The sequence below is a fragment of the Pseudomonas sp. RHF3.3-3 genome, from assembly GCF_048069595.1.
GTDB classification, from domain to species: Bacteria; Pseudomonadota; Gammaproteobacteria; order Pseudomonadales; family Pseudomonadaceae; genus Aquipseudomonas; species Aquipseudomonas fuscovaginae_B.
The window spans coordinates 4,681,252-4,699,705 of the sequence record NZ_CP182250.1; the positions used below are offsets into that span (position 1 = coordinate 4,681,252).

General features: G+C 56.8%; 17 protein-coding genes and 1 pseudogene. 7 read left to right on the forward strand and 11 right to left on the reverse strand.

What is annotated here, in order from left to right; translation table 11 throughout:
* Nucleotides 1-43: 43 nt before the first annotated feature.
* The 6 genes and pseudogenes from ACMGT0_RS20400 to ACMGT0_RS20425 form a co-directional block, all read right to left on the reverse strand.
* Complete coding sequence (locus tag ACMGT0_RS20400) at nucleotides 44-1,120, reverse strand: HD-GYP domain-containing protein (RefSeq protein WP_054063184.1); 1,077 nt, start codon at nucleotides 1,118-1,120, stop codon at nucleotides 44-46.
* Nucleotides 1,110-3,983 carry a sensor histidine kinase gene (locus tag ACMGT0_RS20405; RefSeq protein WP_416769512.1) on the reverse strand — a complete coding sequence of 958 codons (2,874 nt, stop codon included), beginning with the start codon at nucleotides 3,981-3,983 and terminating at the stop codon, nucleotides 1,110-1,112. The genes ACMGT0_RS20400 and ACMGT0_RS20405 overlap by 11 nt, the downstream gene beginning before the upstream one ends.
* 99 nt (nucleotides 3,984-4,082) lie before the next feature.
* A complete protein-coding gene (locus ACMGT0_RS20410) occupies nucleotides 4,083-4,964 on the reverse strand; it encodes a methyl-accepting chemotaxis protein (RefSeq protein WP_416773525.1) in 882 nt (293 codons plus the stop codon).
* Nucleotides 4,941-5,696: pseudogene (locus ACMGT0_RS20415) on the reverse strand (MCP four helix bundle domain-containing protein); the annotation flags it as partial. The pseudogene ACMGT0_RS20415 and the gene ACMGT0_RS20410, both read right to left, overlap by 24 nt.
* Before the next feature lie 236 nt (nucleotides 5,697-5,932).
* A complete protein-coding gene (locus ACMGT0_RS20420; protein WP_054063187.1) occupies nucleotides 5,933-7,300 on the reverse strand; it encodes an ATP-binding protein in 1,368 nt (455 codons plus the stop codon).
* A complete protein-coding gene (locus ACMGT0_RS20425; protein ID WP_054063197.1) occupies nucleotides 7,297-7,959 on the reverse strand; it encodes a response regulator in 663 nt (220 codons plus the stop codon). The genes ACMGT0_RS20420 and ACMGT0_RS20425 overlap by 4 nt, the downstream gene beginning before the upstream one ends.
* A 259-nt stretch (nucleotides 7,960-8,218) precedes the next feature.
* On the opposite strand from ACMGT0_RS20425, the gene ACMGT0_RS20430 reads away from it, so the two are divergent.
* The 4 genes from ACMGT0_RS20430 (at nucleotide 8,219) to ACMGT0_RS20445 (ending at nucleotide 11,226) form a co-directional block, all read left to right on the forward strand.
* Nucleotides 8,219-8,770 (forward strand): cytochrome b, encoded by a 552-nt coding sequence (locus ACMGT0_RS20430; RefSeq protein WP_054063188.1) that lies wholly within the window; start codon nucleotides 8,219-8,221, stop codon nucleotides 8,768-8,770.
* A gap of 17 nt (nucleotides 8,771-8,787) precedes the next feature.
* Complete coding sequence (locus ACMGT0_RS20435) at nucleotides 8,788-9,039, forward strand: hypothetical protein (protein WP_416769514.1); 252 nt, start codon at nucleotides 8,788-8,790, stop codon at nucleotides 9,037-9,039.
* 290 nt (nucleotides 9,040-9,329) lie between these two features.
* Nucleotides 9,330-9,695, forward strand: coding sequence for a DUF6124 family protein (locus ACMGT0_RS20440; RefSeq protein WP_416769516.1), 366 nt, complete (start codon nucleotides 9,330-9,332; stop codon nucleotides 9,693-9,695).
* Between the two features lie 196 nt (nucleotides 9,696-9,891).
* Nucleotides 9,892-11,226, forward strand: a complete 1,335-nt coding sequence (locus ACMGT0_RS20445; RefSeq protein WP_416769518.1) for a chloride channel protein — start codon at nucleotides 9,892-9,894, stop codon at nucleotides 11,224-11,226.
* Nucleotides 11,227-11,388: 162 nt separating this feature from the next.
* Here ACMGT0_RS20445 and ACMGT0_RS20450 read toward each other — a convergent pair whose 3' ends face one another.
* Genes ACMGT0_RS20450 through ACMGT0_RS20460 form a run of 3 tightly spaced genes read right to left on the reverse strand, consistent with a single transcriptional unit; the run spans nucleotide 11,389 to nucleotide 13,207 of the window.
* On the reverse strand, nucleotides 11,389-11,682 hold the full coding sequence (locus tag ACMGT0_RS20450; RefSeq protein ID WP_416769519.1) for a hypothetical protein: 294 nt from the start codon (nucleotides 11,680-11,682) through the stop codon (nucleotides 11,389-11,391).
* On the reverse strand, nucleotides 11,679-12,302 hold the full coding sequence (locus ACMGT0_RS20455) for a hypothetical protein (protein WP_416769521.1): 624 nt from the start codon (nucleotides 12,300-12,302) through the stop codon (nucleotides 11,679-11,681). The genes ACMGT0_RS20450 and ACMGT0_RS20455 overlap by 4 nt, the downstream gene beginning before the upstream one ends.
* Nucleotides 12,299-13,207, reverse strand: coding sequence for a pentapeptide repeat-containing protein (locus ACMGT0_RS20460; RefSeq protein WP_416769522.1), 909 nt, complete (start codon nucleotides 13,205-13,207; stop codon nucleotides 12,299-12,301). Before ACMGT0_RS20460 ends, ACMGT0_RS20455 begins: the two co-directional genes overlap by 4 nt.
* Nucleotides 13,208-14,111: 904 nt before the next feature.
* Between ACMGT0_RS20460 and ACMGT0_RS20465 the strand changes: the two genes are divergently transcribed.
* Nucleotides 14,112-15,602 (forward strand): P-loop ATPase, Sll1717 family, encoded by a 1,491-nt coding sequence (locus ACMGT0_RS20465; RefSeq protein ID WP_416769524.1) that lies wholly within the window; start codon nucleotides 14,112-14,114, stop codon nucleotides 15,600-15,602.
* A gap of 105 nt (nucleotides 15,603-15,707) precedes the next feature.
* Here the strand turns inward: ACMGT0_RS20465 and ACMGT0_RS20470 are convergent, their stop codons facing one another.
* Nucleotides 15,708-15,869 (reverse strand): hypothetical protein, encoded by a 162-nt coding sequence (locus tag ACMGT0_RS20470; protein WP_416769526.1) that lies wholly within the window; start codon nucleotides 15,867-15,869, stop codon nucleotides 15,708-15,710.
* Nucleotides 15,866-16,126 carry a hypothetical protein gene (locus ACMGT0_RS20475; RefSeq protein ID WP_416769528.1) on the reverse strand — a complete coding sequence of 87 codons (261 nt, stop codon included), beginning with the start codon at nucleotides 16,124-16,126 and terminating at the stop codon, nucleotides 15,866-15,868. The genes ACMGT0_RS20470 and ACMGT0_RS20475 overlap by 4 nt, the downstream gene beginning before the upstream one ends.
* 739 nt (nucleotides 16,127-16,865) lie before the next feature.
* On the opposite strand from ACMGT0_RS20475, the gene ACMGT0_RS20480 reads away from it, so the two are divergent.
* Together ACMGT0_RS20480 and ACMGT0_RS20485 are read left to right on the forward strand one after the other, a co-directional pair.
* Nucleotides 16,866-17,315 carry a hypothetical protein gene (locus ACMGT0_RS20480; protein ID WP_416769530.1) on the forward strand — a complete coding sequence of 150 codons (450 nt, stop codon included), beginning with the start codon at nucleotides 16,866-16,868 and terminating at the stop codon, nucleotides 17,313-17,315.
* A gap of 463 nt (nucleotides 17,316-17,778) precedes the next feature.
* Entirely contained in the window at nucleotides 17,779-18,408 is a 630-nt protein-coding gene (locus ACMGT0_RS20485; protein ID WP_416769531.1) for a hypothetical protein, read from the forward strand.
* Nucleotides 18,409-18,454 lie beyond the last annotated feature (46 nt).

Below are 18,454 nucleotides of genomic sequence, written 5' to 3' on the forward strand. Positions count from 1 at the left end.
ACATCAGCAAGTGTGGCTTCCACATGGATATTAAGGTGCGCACTTATGCCATCCCTCGCAATGTAACTTCCGTGTCCTCTTGGAACAGGTTCTCTATTTCACCGAAGACTTTCTGAATAGCCTCGACAAGCGAGGGATCGAAATGTCGCCCAGACTGCTCGGCCAGGTAGGACTGGGCTCTCTCAGCGGACCAACTGCTTTTGTAGGGACGCGGCATGCGCAAAGCATCGTAAACATCGCATAACGCGACAATACGCGCCGACAGAGGAATTTCCTCACCCGCAAGCCCGCGAGGATAGCCACTCCCGTCCCATTTTTCATGGTGGCAGTAGGCAATTTCTGCCGCCATGCGGGTCAGGTCACTTCCTTGCTCCTCATGCAGAATTTCATGACCGATGGCGGCATGCTTCATCATGTTCTGTCGCTCATCCGGGGTAAGCGGCCCTTCCTTCAGAAGTATTTCATCCGATATGCCTATCTTTCCAAGATCATGCATAGGGGCCGCCAAACGCAGCCTTTCACACCATTGAGCTGGCATACCGATGGTTTTTGCCAGTAATGCCGATGCATCGCCAATCCGGCGAATATGATTGCCGGTTTCATTGTCGCGATAGCTGGCTGCGCGAGATAAGGCCCTGATCGCCGCTTGGTGACTTTGCTGCAGTTGCAGAGTGCGCTCCACGACCTTCATCTCGAGCTCAAGATTCAGTGTTTGCAGCTTCTTGCTCGCTTGTGCCAGACGCAGACAATTGCGTACACGCAAGATCAGCTCAGGTAAATCCAGAGGTTTGGTCAGATAGTCGTTGGCCCCCAACTCCAACCCCAATCGCCGGCTGTTCGCATCGCTCAACGCCGTCAGGATGATGATCGGCTGCCGTGACCGGTCGCGGTCCTTGAGCTGTCGCAGAATCTCGAACCCATCCGGTTCAGGCATATCCAGATCCAGCAGCAGAAGATCCCAATCTTCATGCCGGGCACACTCCAGCCCTTGCCCTGAGTCGGAAAAGCTGACGATTTCATTCAACCCAAACGCCTTGAGACTCGAGGAGAGCAAGCGCAGATTGGCCGCGACGTCATCAATGATAAGAATACGGGTATCGAGAGGAATATCAGTGAACATTCGAGCTCTCCTTCTCCAGCAGCGCGTCAAGAACCTCACGCAACGCTTCCACTTCCAATGGTTTTTTCAGCACGGCCTGAAACTCAAAGCCCACCCAGGCCAATGCCTTGGGTGCAGACCCCAACAGCACGACCGACATGAACTCGGCGTTCAGACTACGTCTTAGCCTTCCAAGCTGGGCCGAACGGTTGGTATTTTCATCATCGCAATCGAGCAGCAGGATACCAGGCGCACCCTCAGTGCCTGAGTCAACGACACAGCCCTCCAATGTTCCGGACTTGAGCGTGGCACGCTCTCCAGCAATGGTAGAAATGAATGGCAAAATAGACTCATCGTTCCCGGCATAGAAAATCGCAGTTCGTCGTTTTTCCCGAATGCCAGAGGGCTCGACCAGGTGCGTGGGGACAAGATCGATCCAGAATCGGCTGCCCTTGCCGGGCTCACTTGAAAGCCCCATCTGCCCGCCCATCAACCCGGCCAGCTCACGACACAGGGCCAGGCCGATGCCTGTCCCCTGGATAGCCGTGTTCTCCTTGCCAAGCCGCTGGAACGGTTCGAACAAGGCCGTTTGCAGAGCAGGCTCGATACCCAGCCCGCCATCCTCGACAAACAGGCGTATCCATTCCCCGACCCTCAGTGCACCGATCAACAGGCGACCACCGGGACGGTTGTACTTGATTGCATTGGACAAGAGATTCAGCAGGACCTGGCGTAAACGCCGCGCATCCGCATACACCTCTGCCGGCGTATCCGTCAGCTCGAGCTCCAGCTCAAGCAACAGGCCCGCCGCCATTGCCTGGGAACGAACCATGTCGGCACATTCTTTCAATATGCTAAGAACCGGGACGGGCTTGAGCGTGAGTTTCTGGGGCTCGGCCTGCAGGCTGGACCAATCGAGTAGGTCATCGACCAGTTGCGCCAGGTGCGTGGTGGCGCCCAGTATCTCGTCCAGGTGTTGCTCGTCCGTTTCATGACGCGCGCCCATGCGCATCAACTGGGTAAAGCCCTGGATGGCATTGAGGGGAGTTCGCAGTTCATGGCTCATGCTGGAAATGAAGCGTGACTTGGCCTGGCTAGCCGCCTGGGCCTGCAAGGTGCGCTCACGCAGCTCCATTTCCGTCAGTTTCAGCGCATCAATGTCCACCAAGGTGCCCACCGCTACGTTCCCACCGTCCAGAACGCCCTTGATCATCCGGCCACGTCCGAGCAGCCACAGAAAGCTGCCATCCGGACGACTGAGCCTGAACTCGATGTCGATACGACTGGTCTGCCCCATGCGCAGCGAGTCGAAAGCCTGCATCACGGCCCGCGCATCGTTGGCATCCAACCGGGCCAGGAAAGCTTCTCGACTCATCGACGTTTCAGGCAGCTCGAGCCTGACGACCAATCCCCCACGCAAGGTCAGGCTGTCATCATCCAGGTGGTACTCCCACAGACCGGTTGAGGCGTTTTCCATCACCAGCGCCAAACGCTCCTGTGCAACATGGCGCTGTTGCTCACTGGTTGCCAGTTGGCTGCCCATTGTCAGGACATTGCCGGCCATCTCGTCGAGTTCGGCGATCCCGGACTCGACGCGGGCCGGTTGCCAGCGCCCCTGGCCGATCTCGCGAAGCATCTGGACGATGCCCGAAATGGGCTGGCGCAGCCGTTCACTCAGCTTGCGGGAACGACGCCATAGGACCGTGAAAAACACGATATAGAACAATACCAGGCCGACAATCATCAGATAGCCTATGTTGCGAAAATGCCTGGCCAAACCGTACGTTTCAGCCATGACATCTTCTTTCTCGGCCAGGGCAACCAGCCGCCAGCCAGTATTCTTGATCGTTCGCCAGGCAAACAGATGTGGGCGGCCTTGCAGTGTTACCTCACTGAATCCTGAGTCAGCCGTCTCGAGCTCGTTTGCCATTACTACCGCGTCATCACGTTGCCCGAGGTTGAATGTGCGAGGTTTTAGGACATTCCCTGACACCACCGTCTTCGCATCAGGAGCCTTGAGTTCACTCATGCCGAAATCATCCTCAGCCTGGGGCGGCATCGCCATGATGGTCATCTCATTGCTGACCAGCAGCAGGTACCCGGACCATGGCACCCTCAAGTGCGCAATCTCATTCAGCATGCCATCGACGGTGATGTCGAGCCCAACGACTCCTTCAAGAAAATCACCACGATATACAGGTGATACAGCGGACATCATCCACCCATGTCCAGCGGGATCTAGGTAGACTTCGGTCCAACGGGTCGCTTTTTGTGGATTGTGGGTCGCGTCCGCCAAATAGTAGAAGTTGAACTCTGGAATACGGATGTCAGCCGGATACTGCTCATTGGTGCGAAACCAAGGGTAGATCCGGTTGTAGCTGTCCCAGGAGTTGAAATAGAGACTGGCAATCATCGGGTCAGCCTGTCTGATCTGCTTGAACAGGGTATCGAGACTGGCAAGCCGCCGTACCTTGTCCAGATCCTGAAGAGCCAAAGGTGTCGCTGCTGAATAGAAAGAGGCCGCACCACCTAGATCCGTCGCGCTGTAACGCGCACCTTCGGGCGTCACGGCCAGCACTTCGCCTGGTACGCTGGCCGGCGTCAGCAGTGCTTGCTCTGTCATTGTCCCCAGCAGGCCGGCCACGCCGGTCAGGTGCTCGAGCTTGCTCTCGACAATGAGTGCATTCTGCTCGACACTGGCACTCAAGCTATCGACTGCACTACGCTTGAGATAATCGACCTGTGCCTCCCGTATGACCTGGTTGGTCAGTAAGTAGCTCGCAATCAACACCGTTTCCACCAGGATCAGTGGTATCAGCGCACTGCTCAGGAAGGCGCGCCAGATCCATTGGCGCAAGCGGATTTTTGGGACACCCTGTCTCATTAAGCCTCCTGATGGGCGGATCCCCTGTCAGCGACAGAGCAAAAAGCCATCACCCAGTTATAGTCGAATACGCTAGAGACAGGACCCGGGAGTCGGATTTCAGAAGCGAAACCCGGCGACAACGCCTTTCAAGTCTGTTGCCAGCCTAGACAGGTCATGGCTGGAATGACTGGTCTGATTGGCCCCTGCGCTGGTCTGGAAGGACAGGTCGCGGATACTGACCAGGCTACGGTCGACTTCCTTGGCGACGGCTGCCTGCTCTTCCGCGGCGCTGGCGATCATCACGTTCTGCTCGTTGATCGCGGCAATGGTACGCACGATGGCGCCCAACGACGCCTTGGTAGCTTCAGCACTCTCGACGGTCGCGCGAACCTGCCTGGCGCTGCCTTGCATCGTCTGGACGGTCTCGACCGCCTGCTGTTGCAATGAGGACACCATTTTCTCGATGTCCTGTGTTGACTGCTGGGTGCGCTGGGCCAGCATGCGAACCTCGTCTGCCACCACCGCGAAGCCTCGTCCCTGCTCCCCGGCCCGCGCAGCCTCGATCGCCGCGTTAAGCGCCAGAAGGTTGGTCTGCTCGGCGATGGCGCGGATCACATCCAGCACCTTGCCGACTTCCTGCATCTCATTCGCCAGAGCCTCCACTCGAGAAACGCTGGAGTGCACGTCATTGGCCAAGTTGCCGATCGAGACCACCGTCTCGTCGACCTGATTTCGACCCTGGCTGGCAGCCCGATCCGCCTCCCTGGAAGCTTCCAGCGTAGTCGCCGCGTTCTGGGCAACTCCGTCAACGGCTGCGCTCATCTGATTGCAAGCAGTGGCAGCCTGTTCGATTTCGTGGCTCTGTTGCTGAATTCCGCGGTGGGCATCCTCGGTGACGGCATGCAGTTGCTGTGAAGCCGAAGCCAACTGAGCCGAGGAGTCCGCAATTAGGCCCAAGGTACCGCGTAAGCTGCCTTGCATGTCTCGCAGGGCGTCCATCAGTTGCGATGCCTCATCACGCCCCTCATTGGGAATGCTCTGCGTCAGGTCCCCCGAGGCGACGGTCCGGGCAACGCGCACCGCTTGCAGCAGAGGCAATACGACGCTGCGCGACAAGATCATTGCCAGAATCGCCCCAGCTATCACGGAGGCCACCAGTATTCCGATCACCATCAGGTTGGCTTGGTCATAGGCAGCAGCGCTGGCCAGGGTCGCCTGCCTGGCTCCCGCGGTGTTCAGCTTGACCAAGGCATCCACCTCGGCCACGACGGCACTGCCCTTGGCATTGAGGACATTGTTGATCAACTCTATCGCCTTGCCGGTTTCATTATTGGCCAGCAGGACGACAATACTGGATTGGGTTTGCTCGTAATCCTGGCGGGCCTTGAGGAAACGCTCGTAGATCGCATGCTCTTCCGGGCTGGAGATCAATGCGCTGTAGGTACGCACTGCATCATCCAGTTGTTCCCGGGCACGTGTCACATCATTGGGCGTCTGGGAATTGAAACCGATGGCCGCACGCAAGGTGAGGGTTCGCAAGCGCATGACAGCCTCATCGATGCCGTTCAATGCCAGAATGCTGGGCAACCAGTTGCTATCAACTTCGTGGGAGCTCTGGTTCATCTTCCTCATCTGGGCCAGGGATCCCAACCCGATCACAAGCATGAGTACGATAAGACTGAGAAAGCCTGCTACAACCCGTGTAGAAACCTTTAGTCTACGCATGTTCATTTACTCACCCGTTTATCCCATTTTCGATATAGGCCCGGCTCACGGCGGCTTTTAATGCGTCAGATCAACAGGTCATCAACGCATCAGAACGTCAGTGCAGCGCCCACAGATTGATGATAGACGTGGCGACTGAAAGCCGTGATGTCACAATGACATTACAACCTTAAGGAAATCTGAAGATGGATTGATCGGGCACCGAGACTGCTCCCTTTCCTGAGCAAACGGCCAGGATGCTTCTAGGGACGCGGAATCGTCAACGAGGCACACAGTCCGCCCGCATCACGGTTCTCCAGGCGGACCTGGCCGCCGAACTGTAGGGCAATCGTCTGGACAATAGTCAGTCCCAGCCCTGCTCCCTGGTCGTTCCCCCGGCTGTAGAAACGCTCGAACAACCGCTCTCTCTGGCTCTCATCGATGCCAGGGCCCTGATCTTGCACAGACAGCTCGAATTGCCCCGCCCTGCTCGACAGACGGACAGAGATCAGTCCTGCGGCCGGGGAGAAATTGGCCGCGTTGGTGATCAGGTTGTGCAAGGCAATCGCCAGTGCATCGGCACTGATCCGGGCCTGGTACTCGCCCGGCTCAACATCGAACTCGAACTCCAGCCCCTTGTCCAGCAACCAGGCCCCCAACTGTGACAGGTTCTCGCGCAGGACCTGCTCAAGATCGATCAGTTGCGTCGCCGTGACGTCCCTCAATGGCTCAAGGCGGGCCATGGTCAGCAGTTGATTGACCAGCCGGGTGGTGCGATCCACGCCGCTGATCAGGTGATGCAAGGATTGGCTTCGCTGCTGCTCGGTTTCAGCCTCCAGCAGATTCTGGGCATGGACACGCAATACCGCCAGCGGGGTGCGCATCTCATGGGCCGCATCGTCGATAAAACGGCGCTCGCGCCCCAGCAATTCTTGCACCTGCACCAACACCCTGTTGAGGGCCGACTGCATGGGTTCAAGCTCCGAGGGCAAGGGCTCCAGGCGTAGCGGCTCTAGGGAGCCAGGATGCCTTCCTCTCAGGATCATGGCCATCTTCGCCAGGGGGCCCAGCCCCCAGCCAATGGCCAGCCAGGCCAGGATGGCCAGGATTAATGTGCCAAAGACATTGGGCCAGATGGTGTGGCGGATGATCCGATAGACCAGGTCGGAACGGACATCATCCCTTTCGCCGACCCAGATACGCTGGTGATTCTGCTTATCCTCGAGCAGAAAGGCCCGCCAGGCATGTTGCTTGAGGTCGACGACATCACTGAAGCCTGCCACGGACGGTAGTTGCTCAAAGACCGGAGCGCTGGCCGTTCTCACCAGCACTTCTCCTCGGGGGCTCCAGACCTGGAAGGCAATCTTGCGCTCGTAGGGGTGGCCATCGGACTTCGACACGCCCTCCCCCAGCGCCTGATTGAAGGCCTCATAGAGTTTGCTCTCGTCGCCCTGTACCAACGGCATGCGCATCACGCCCTGAAGCAGACGGGCATTCTGCGCCAGCTGCGCATCGTAGACCTCGTCGATCTCCCGATTGCTATCGTGCAGACTGAGCAAGGTAATGATCAATCTCCCAACTAACAGTATCCCGATGATCAGCGTCACCGTGCGACGCCGTATCGAAATCATGAAGTCTTTTCCATGCGGTACCCGACACCGCGGATAGTCCGAATCAAATCGGTGGAGAACTTCTTGCGCAGATTGTAGATATGAACCTCCAGCGTATTGCTCTCGGCCTCATCCCCCCAACCGTACAGCAACTGAGTCAGGCGCTCGCGTGTCATCACCCGTCCCGGCGGTGAAAGCAACTCGTAAAGCAGCTGGTATTCCTTGGGTGTTAAGGTAACCGGCTGGCCTCCCCAGCATACCTGCTGGCTGACCGGGTCAAGGGTGATGCCGGCATGCTCGATCAGCGGGCTGGCCCGCCCGGCGCTGCGCCGCAGCAACGCGCGCAACCTGGCCTTAAGTTCAGCGAGGTCGAAGGGTTTGACCAGATAGTCGTCGGCCCCGGCATCTAGGCCAGCGATACGGTCATCCGTCGCATCCCTGGCGGTCAGCACCAGCACGGGCAGGGTCGAGCCGCTCTCACGCAGCCGACGCAACACCTCCAGACCGTCAAGCCGCGGCAACCCAAGATCCAGCACGGCCAGGTCAAAGGTCTCACTGAGCAGAGAATGCAGCGCATCCTGTCCGTCGTGAACCCAATCGACGGTATAGCCCTCACGGGCCAGCGCCTGGTGGACACCCTCTCGCAAGGCCACATCGTCCTCGATCAGCAATAGCCGCACGATCTTTCCCTTCAATAGTTTGATCTTCCAGGCATCCCCGTTGGCTTTACGATAGAAGTGATTATCCCGCAAGTACAGGCCGGCAGGAGGTCTCCAGAACCGCTCCATCGCCTCCAAGCACCGAACGCGACAGCGGCTGTGGAACGGAGGTATCCCCTGATGATTGAGCTAGACCCGAGAAGGCCTTCAGATGGGCTTAAGATTTCGTCAGTAGGCTCAGCACATCGTCGTTCCCCACTAGGATTTCATGAGGTATGTCATGACCAGAGATACGAAGCCTCAGCGCTATGCAACACTTTCCATCACCTTGCACTGGTTGATGCTGGCTCTGTTTGTGGGTGTCTATGCCTGTATAGAGATCAAGGGCTATCTACCTCGGGGAAGCAATGCTCGCAGCCTGTTGCTGGGATTGCACGGCGCATTCGGAATGAGCATTTTTACGCTGGTCTGGCTTCGCCTGCTCGGACGTCTGACTCCACGTCCGCCGATTACTCCCAGGCTGGTGAAATGGCAGGAAAACCTTTCCCAAGTCATGCACCTGGCCCTTTATGGACTGATGATCGCCACACCGCTGTTCGCCTGGCTGATGCTTGCCGCAGCGGACAAACCGTTTCCCTACTTCGGCTTCAGCGTGTGGGCCCCGGTCCAGGTCAGCCCTGACCTGGCGAAACAGCTTAAGCATTGGCATGAATTCATCGGCAGTGCGGGTTACTGGTTGATCGCGATGCACGCCGCAGCGGGCCTCTTCCACCATTACTGGGTCAGGGACAATACGCTGGTACGCATGCTCCCGATCTCTCGCAAGAGCTGAATAAAAGGGGGCCTTCGATGAAGTCCAGATTCGTGGTGATCCCGGCGGTTTCTCAAAACAGGGTTTCCTATCCTCGTCGCGGCACATCGTACAGCGCTGAACCGGCTCCCCCCCGCTTCGACATTTACGACAACGAAGAAAAATGTCGGATCATTACTCTGTTTCATAGCCAGGTCGAAGCAGAGATGGCCTGTGCTGAAAAAAACCGGAGTACACCGTACGAACTGCAGCTGGCCTCCAAACCAGACAACTCCCTTTCCCTTGAGTGAAATTTCCTAGAAAATCACGAGCGCTTGTTTTGCGCCTGATCACGGGGCTAGGCTCCGGTTTGTCACTGCCAATTCAGTGACCGGGTTTAGTAGCCCGCCATGTGACTAGGCGCAAAGTGCCCCTTCTGCCAGGCTCGTTTTTCAGCCTTCGCTTTATGGTGGCCGTGCGCAGGGCGTCTTCGTGCGCACCGGGCCTAGTCACCGGTCTACTAACCTGCGTTCGGCCGCCACCCTATCGTTTAGTAGCGATGGTTGCGGCTCTCTCAGCTGACTGACTGGAGTCACGCCACATGTTCAAACCTACCCCCAATCCGCCGGCAAGATCCAACGCCGGAGCCATCGATCCGCGCATCGCCGACCGGGCACTGTCCCACTATGACCTAGGGCCAGAGGCAACACCGAGACCCGTACCGACGTTTGCTGTCTCTGCACCAGCCGCGCCACCTGGGCAGCCTCCGCTCTCGTTGAACCACGAGGCTACTCTTCTCGACCTCCATTCGATTCTGCAGTCAGCGGCAGCCACGGCCTACGAGAACGCCGACAACCAGACCGGCTCGAATCGCAAGGTGGCGATGGGTGTGGTGCACCTGATAGAGCTGGCGCAACTGAGGATGGATTCGATGCTGGAGAAGTCGATCGTCTGTGCCAATGGCTGACGTCATTCTGCCGTGGAGCGGGAAGCCCAGCGTCCCGTTTTTTGCCCAGCAGCAAGAGGTGCTCGGTGCGGATCAGTACCAACTCCTGGAGCAATGTATGCACGGCCTGGTCTTCCAATGACAACGTGCTGTATCACCTGTATGGGCAGCAGATTTGAGTAGAATTGCCCCTTGCTCCACGATCCTGGTCGCGCCGATGTCCGAACACCCCAACCCAAACGTATCACCCGTAACCACCCAGCCACGACGCTTCCGACGGCCACGCTGGCTGGAGTGGCGACAACGCCTGGCGTTCTGGGTCGGCGCGCTGCTGGTGGGCCTGGTCGCGCTGGCCTTCGCCTGGCTGGCGGACCAATCCTTCGCTCTGTTTAAGCACATGCTCGGCGTCGCCTCCTGGCTGCCGCTGCTGGTCACCCCGGCGGGCTTCGCCCTGTTGGCCTGGATCACCCAGCGCTGGCTCGTTCAGGCCAGGGGCAGCGGCATACCCCAAGTAATTGCCGCACTGGAGTCGCCCTCGCGGCGCTTGCGCGCCAGGGTGCTAGCGTTACCGGTTGCCGCCGCGCGAATGCTCTTCACCCTGGCCGCCCTGCTGGTCGGTGGCTCGGTGGGCCGCGAAGGGCCTACGGTGCACGTCGGCGCCGCCATCATCTATGCCTTCGGTCGACGTCTGGGCCTGCACGGCAGGCGCACCATCGCAGGACTGATTCTCGCCGGCGCCGCCGCCGGCATCGCTGCAGCTTTCAACACGCCGCTGGCAGGTATCGTTTTCGCCATCGAGGAACTCAGCCGCACCTTCGAGCAACGCTTCAGCGGCCTAGTGCTGACAGCGGTTCTAATCGGCGGATCCATCACCCTCGGCCTGATGGGCCACTACTCGTACTTCGGTGAGATCGGCGGCAGCCTGCCGGCCGGCTGGGGCTGGAGCGAAGTGCCAGCCTGCGCCCTGCTCGGCGGCCTGCTGGGCGGGCTCTACGTCAAACTGGTGCTCCCCACCCAGGCCGGCTGGCTTGGCCGCATGTGCCGGCTGCGCGAGCGCTTCCCGGTACCCTTCGCCGCCGCCTGCGGCCTGTTGCTGGCGCTGCTGGGGCTGGTCTCCGGCAACCATGTGTTTGGTACCGGCTACGAAGAAACCCGCGCCCTGCTCGAAGGCCACCCGATGACCGGGCAGGACTTCCTGCTGTGGAAGTTTCTGGCCAACGTGGTGTCCTATCTCTCCGGGATTCCTGGCGGCCTCTTCTCGCCCTCGCTGAGCATAGGCGCGGCTTTCGCCCCGCTGCTGTCGTTGCTGCCCAACCTCAACCCACAGACCTGTGCGCTGCTGGGCATGGGGGCCTACCTCGCTGGCGTGACCCGCTCGCCGCTGACCGCCTCGGTGATCGTGCTGGAACTGTCCCACAGTCCCGACCTGCTCATCCCTATGCTGGCCGCCACGGTCATGGCCGCCACCATTTCCGGCTGGATCGCCCCGGTCTCGCTGTACCACGCGCTGGCCCGGCAGTTGCTGGACAAAATCGCACCGAGCAACCCTTGATCCGTGTATCGCCATGTCGGTGGTGATCGATGAGTCCAACCGCGGCGATTACTTGGGCGGCACGTCACCGCACGGATGCTCAGCCGCGTGAGTTGCCGGGTGCTAGCGGCTGCTTTGGGTCGATGTAGCCTTTCGCGACAGGCTACAATCGGCCAAGAGCAGTCATACGATATCCAGGATCCTAGCGATTCGCTGAGTCAATTCGAGAACTTCTACCGATAGGAGGCGATACTCATCCGTAACTTGTTCCTGACTTTTGTTGGCTAGGAAAAAAAGTTTATCGGCCGACTCGCAGATTGCACGGGGCAGATCGGCGGAGGGATCAATTCCATTGACACGAACCCAACGGTCGATTGCGCCAGTAGAGAGACCATAAAGCTCCTCCTTCCAGATCCCGCGATTAACAAGATTCAGAATTACACGCTGAGCGTCAATTCGATTGTTGAATTCAATCATGGCGAACGCTGGCTCCGTAACGCTTCCATCCAGCGTGGAACGATGGCGACTGCGTTGATAGTTGCGACGATTTCTTCACGCGTGAGGTTTTCTCCATAACCTCGTGTCGATAGTAATCGCGCGCGTGTCAGGATGGAGAATGCGTGGGGGTCGATATTGAGGCTTGGCAGCACCATCAGAGGAGACTTCCTCGAGAAGATGGGTTGCTCGAGCGAAAGCGAATGACAGGTTGCGAAATTTCGGATGGCCAAGAATATGCAGGATAGGTGAAAGGTCGCACTGTTTAAAGACTGCCTCAATTCTTGGTAAGAGCGGTCGAAAAGTCTTTGGAATTTGGTGCAGTCTTGGGCATCCGCGATGTAACGCGCTGGCTTCCCTAGGCCGTCCAGAAAGTCCGTGCCATCTGGGGAGAAAAGTAATCTCGACTCTAGATGCAGGTGCCAGGCGAAGGGATTGCCTTCTTTCCACAAAGCCTGAATCCGCTCATATCGATACACGGAGTATTTTTCGTGATCAATCTGCTCTGCTGGGCCGCCGACGCAGGCCAGTAGATCGACATCTGATCCTAAGTCAATCTCCCCTCGGCAGATGGAGCCGAAGGCATAAATGTGCATATTCATCGCCGACCAAACCGTTTTACAAGAATAGCGGTGAGAAAGGCGAATCCCACTAGACGCGTAGCAGCAATAATCGATGAGAACCAAATTGGGTAGGCGTGCGGGGTGGCTATCCCAAAGAATACCCCAGGAGAGGCCGCAAGGCTAGTGAGATAGGCAGTAAGATCCCAGGGATTGCCGAAGTGATAAGTATCATAAAAAGCTATTAGGAAATGAACTACTATGATCGCCCGTAACAGCTTAAGTGTATCCTCGCCATTGCCCCATATCGCATCTAGTACTCTGAACTCAAGCCATTTGATGAACTGTGGCACCTTCTTCCAGCCTGGATACTTATCCCGGTAATACGTCTCTCTTGATGACCAAGATTTTTTCAGATAGCTCGATGTAGCCTCCAACTCGTGTGAAATCGCTCTGTTGACAGCTTTGGCATCGCCGATTTGCTGAAAATTCATTCGAAGCGATCTGGCAAACCGCATTTTCAAGTTTTCCTCACGCGGTGCCTCCCGCTCAAGGATGTCGTCGTCGATTTGGCAACGCTCGAAGACCGCATACTCAAACTTGCATCCGGAAAATGCGGACTGATGGAAATTACAGCCAACGAACCGGCAGCCGGTGAAGTCGCAGGAGTCGAAGTTACAGTTATTGAAGTAGCAAGCGTCGAAAACGCTATGCTGGAAGGAGACCTTACGAAGCGTCTGTTTCTTGGCGTTTAGCCTGACATAAACCTTGAACGCATAGTCTTTAGGCTCGTTCTCGACATTCCTGCTGACGTAAAGATCAGTGATCACCTCCCGGTTCCCTGGCAGCAGTGCCTCACGAGGCTTTCTCTGTACGATACTGGCAACCCCGTCCGCCGTTAGTGCCTCGAGGCCTGCGTTCTCTGAGGGTGGGTTCTCGTCCATCATGATCAGCTTATGCTGCCCTATCGCTCCATTGTTGGAGTGCATAATGACCTAAATCGCCGGTGCTTCAAAGCCCCGTGGAAGTCCTGCAATTATCAATATTCGCGGGCAGCAAGATTCTGGATGACGCAGCTTTCAGGAGTTACAGCCCTGTTGCATGCTCGTGACTCTCGATAGGCAGCCTTGGGTCGATAGCTGTCATTCGACATTGGACACCTCCACTCAGCGGCTGACCAGACGTCTCGCTTTCCCTTGAGTGAATTTTCCTAGAAAATCCCGGCCGCTTGCGCCTGACAATTCCAGTGCAATAGTCTCCTGAGCGTCACCACTTAGCGGGTGACTCGGTTTTGACAGACTGAAATACACAGGCACAAACAGCCCCATCCCCCCTGCCGACGCTTTCACTCTGCGTTCGGTTGCGTGTTATGGCGGCTGTGCGCAGGGCATCTTCGGATGCGCCGGGTATCCTGTGTCCGGTCTGTCAACCTACGTACAGCTGCCACCCTTACTGTTTGACAGCAACGGGCGGTAGTCACTCATCACAGGAGCGACTCCATGTTCAAAGCCACCCCCAATCCGCCTCGGCAGCGGCCACGGCCTACGAGAAGGCCGACAATCGGAGCGGTCCGAATCGCAAGGTGGCCATGGGTGTGGTGTACCTGATTGAACTGGCGCAATTGAGGATTGGAGGCATACCGCCTGAGCCCCCTCTATTTGCGTGGCCCTGCCGCATCCAAATCAAGTTATGTACCAATTTTGTACCAACGCCGAAGCAATTCGTAACCTCTCCACTACCCCTGCATCGCTTGCACAAATTGACCAAACCCAAAAAATATGATGGCATCCAAGCGAATCGGCCATAGATCGCTCAGATTGCCTTCACTAAGAATTTGCATGGAGCTAAAAGTTGAACAAAAAAAACCTACTATCTTCGATTCGAGTCGGGCACCGGGTTGCAGAAGATGAAAAAAATGAATTAGCCAATTACTTCATCAAAACATCGCAATGGAATAAGCTTTCGAACGGCGAAATAGACGTCATATACGGCGCAAAAGGCACGGGAAAGAGCGCCCTGTACTCCTTACTCACAAACAATATAGAAGAATTCAAAACAAGAGGAATCCTTCTAGCACCCGCAGAAAACCCTCTGGGAGCGTCTGCCTTTCAAGAGCTTATTGACGATGAGTCCTGTAGCGAAGCCGACCTTACTTATATTTGGAAGCTATACATCCTTCAACTAATATCAGCCAAGCTGCGAGGGAGCAACTCTGCAAGCAGCGTATCAACGAAACTAATTGAAGCCTTGGAAACAGCCGGCCTTCTACCAAAATCATACACACTTGGAAGTTTGTTCAGCAGGGCAATTAATTACATAAAAAGCTTCGGCGACAAAGAAACTACTGATATAGAGTGGACACTATCTTTGGACCCGACCTCTGGAGCACCTAGTGCTACTAGGAAAGCGTCCTACGGACCCACGGATATCAAGTCAAAACTATCAAGCGTCCCAGTTAATGACTTACTGCATTTCGCAAACGAAGGACTTGTAGACGAACATCTTAATATCTGGCTGCTATTTGATCGTTTAGACGTATCGTTTTCCAGCTCACCAGAGCTTGAGAAATCAGCGTTGCGTGCTTTGTTCCGTGTGTATGCAGACCTGAAACCTTACACCAATATAAAGGCAAAGATATTTGTCCGGAAAGATATTTGGGAACGCATTACGGAAGGCGGATTCCGAGAAGCAAGTCATGTAATCAAAACAGATACTATTGAATGGGATCGCGACGGACTTTTGAATCTGGTTATTAGCCGACTACTGAACAACCAATCCTTGGTAGATTATCTAAAAACCGATAAAGACACCGTGATCAACGACATCACAAAGCAAGAGGCAATAATCAAACGAATCCTTCCCGAAAAGGTTGATACTGGTAAGAACCCTGATGCATTCGACTGGATCGTCTCTCGGGTTCAAGATGGCACTAAAAAGTCTGCCCCGCGCGAGATAATCCACATGCTGGAATGTCTTCTGGCGAGCCAGCTGAAAAAGATAGAACAGGGCAAGCCCGAGCCGGAAGCCGAGATACTTTTCGATAGGACCGTATTTAAAGAATCGCTCTCATCGGTGTCGGAAGTAAGATACCGACAAACCTTGTGCGCTGAATACCCCAATTTGAAATCCTATACCGAGCTCCTCAAAAATGAGAAAGCGGAGCAGAAGATTGATACGCTAGCGCGAATATGGGATATCCCCCCTGAGAAAGCGTTGTCAATCGCAGACCAACTTGTTGCTGCAGGCTTTTTCGAAGCTCGAAATGATAAGAATCAGCCAACTTATTGGGTCCCATTTTTGTATCGCGATGCCCTCGACCTTATTCAGGGGAAAGCAAACTAGAACTATCGGCGCCGCTTACAGCTCGATTCGCAGGCCGTCCAGGCCGCAGTCCTCTGCGAACTTCACCAGGGTATCCAAGCTGGCCAAGGTCTTCACCGGCTAGCGCTAGGGGCGCACCGGGGCCAGCCGCACCAAAGGCCCGCCGACGCGAATGCCCAGCGTCCACTGGCCGCGGTCCAGCTCATACAGCCCGGCCACGGCGTCGCGCACCTGACGGGTGCTGACCAGCACCCGCAGGGTATTGCTTTCGACAGCCAGGCCGATCATTCGCCCTGCCCCTGTTCCAGCTCCAACAGGCGCGCCGTGGCGGTATCGATCTCCAGCTGATACAGGCGCTCGATGCGCGAGCTGTCCAACGCCTTGAGCATTTCCAGGGCTTCGACCATGCCCTCGACGCGGGCCTGGGCGATCAGGCAATTAACCGCGGTGTCGGCGGTGTTGATCTCGGCCAGGCGCCGGCGCAGCACGTCGTGGTAGCCGGCCGGCAGGACCACGCCGGGCAGAAACTCATCGGTAGCCCTCACGTGTCCCATCATTCCGCTGGCTCGCACGCGAGGGCTAAGAAGGAACGTATCGGAAGAGTAGTATGACAAACAACAAGAAGCCGCAACACTGCACGATCTGCGCACGCCTACTCGACAATCCGCAAGATCTGCTATCAGGCAATACCGGCGGGGATTGCTGGGGATGCATAGGCGCTATCGAGGCGCAAATGGGATGCGCAGAGTCGCTCGACTACGTACGCCAAGAATACGAGGCAGGACTTCGGCCTAGCTGGATCGATCCGTTCAAGCCATGACTCGGAAGCTGCATCACGACGGCTTGGGTCCATAGCAGCCATTCGCGCCTGCTCCTGCCCTGAAGCGAGGAGCAGCCGCACGTGAAATACAGCAGCGCCCGACACTCAATGCAGAGGTGCTCCTACAGCGTCAATAAGGGTGGACTCAATAGACTCTGTCCCTGTTTCCTACGGATGCCCCGCTCCGGAAATAGCCTGTTGCACAGAGCACTTTGACTGCCAGTGGCTGGGACATTCATGGTGGAGGGGCGTTCTGCTGGCCTTGTCAGCAACATGCCAAAGTAGCTGGGATCTGGGGCTACGATGCGCCATTGCGCGTGATCCAACCAACAGGTCGCCAAGCTTCCAGTGATGCGACCAATCGACTGCCATTGCGGTCGGTGGAAGCACTGCTGAACGTGATGTTTCCCCCATACGGGCCTAGCCCGTATGGGCTGGCCCTCCTACTGAAATCTGGAGGTCAAATGAAAATGGAAACAGCTCTGTACAAGGCGATGGTTGCATCCAACGTCTCAGAGCAAAACGCTACTGCGCTCGTTGAAGCCTGGGAGAGAGATGTGACCTCAGTATTGGCAAACAAAACCGATCTCACAGAAGTTCGGAATGAACTGAAGGCTGAGATCGCAGAAGTTCGGAATGATCTGAAGGCTGAAATCACAACAGTTCGGAATGATCTGAAGGCTGAGATCGCAACAGTTCGATCTGAACTGAAGGCGGATATCGCTCAGGTCCGCGCAGAGCTGAAGATAGAAATCACGAAAGTGGCTACTGATCTGAAGACTGTGGAACTGAGCCTGCTGAAAGAGATGGCCAACCTGAACACCACACTCACCGTAAGGATGGTGGTCGTCATGACCGCACTGCAAGGGATTGCAGGGAGCTTGCTGTTCGCTGCACTCAGGTTCTTCAAGTAGGACCATCTGTTGTAACCACCCACGCGGGGAACACTCCCCGCCGGGCGAAGTGTTCTCCGCATTCTGTTTCTGAACCCGGAGAATCGCGATGCCCTGCTTTTGCACTTTCGAGCGAGATCGCTCCTCTTTGACTCCGTCAGCCCTGGGCTGACCCGCTGATCCGAATGCCGGCCTCCTGTGAGGTTCGTTGTTCGTCGGCATCCACTTCATGGGCGTGCTACCGGTTGGCATCGCCCACCCATTACGCACTGCCCTGCCCCCTGATTTTTCGTCAGGTTTGTGGTGTGGCGAATACCCCACTTTGCTGTTCGCTCGTACCGGCGGCTGATCGCGTTCGCGGTTTGCATTTCGGGTGCCTTGTGCGCCTGTGCCGGTGCATAGCCGCGGCCTGAACCTGACATCCATCCATAGGGATTTCCTTGCCCTATGGGGCGAGGTCCGTCCCGCCCCTGAGGAGAGCTACATGGAAAAACCTGTGAATGTTCTACGGCTGCCGTTTCCGTTCATCCGCAACCCTTACCTACCCGGTACGGCGTTGCGACTGGATCGGTTCCAACGGCAGTTCACGATTGTCTGTACGGGCGTGTTGAGCTTGCCCCAGGACGAACCGCACGTGGGGTTCTACTCCGTGTCGGGTGAGTACGTCGTGGGGTATTGCGGCTTGCTTGAAGAGGCGATTGCGTTGTGCGAGTCGCGCTTCTACGAGCTGCATGCGTATCCAAAGCTCGGCGCCGTGGCCTCGTTCGATCCACGGACGGTGGAGGTCTACGACACGCTGACGAAGGTCTATCGGCGAAAGCCCATGGCCTGTGCCAGCGATGACGCTCGACGGGTGCTGTCCGGTGTCATTCAGGCATCGGAGATCGTGTGGCGACGTCCCTGCCGGACGGCAGCTGAAGTGTGGGCTGTTGGACAGCGGATGGCGGCGCTCTACGAGCAGGCGCATCAGGACATGAGCCAGGAGGCTTTTGAATCGGCCAGGAGGGCCCGCCGGGAAGCCATGGAACTCAGGGGCTTTCTGATTTCCCCCAGATGGCGAGTGTTTGCCCTGCAGGCACTCGACAACACAGGCGTCACCTGCTGCAACGCTTGACGCTGCAATCGTAATCGCTGTCACCGGGAAACCACTTCCCGGTTGG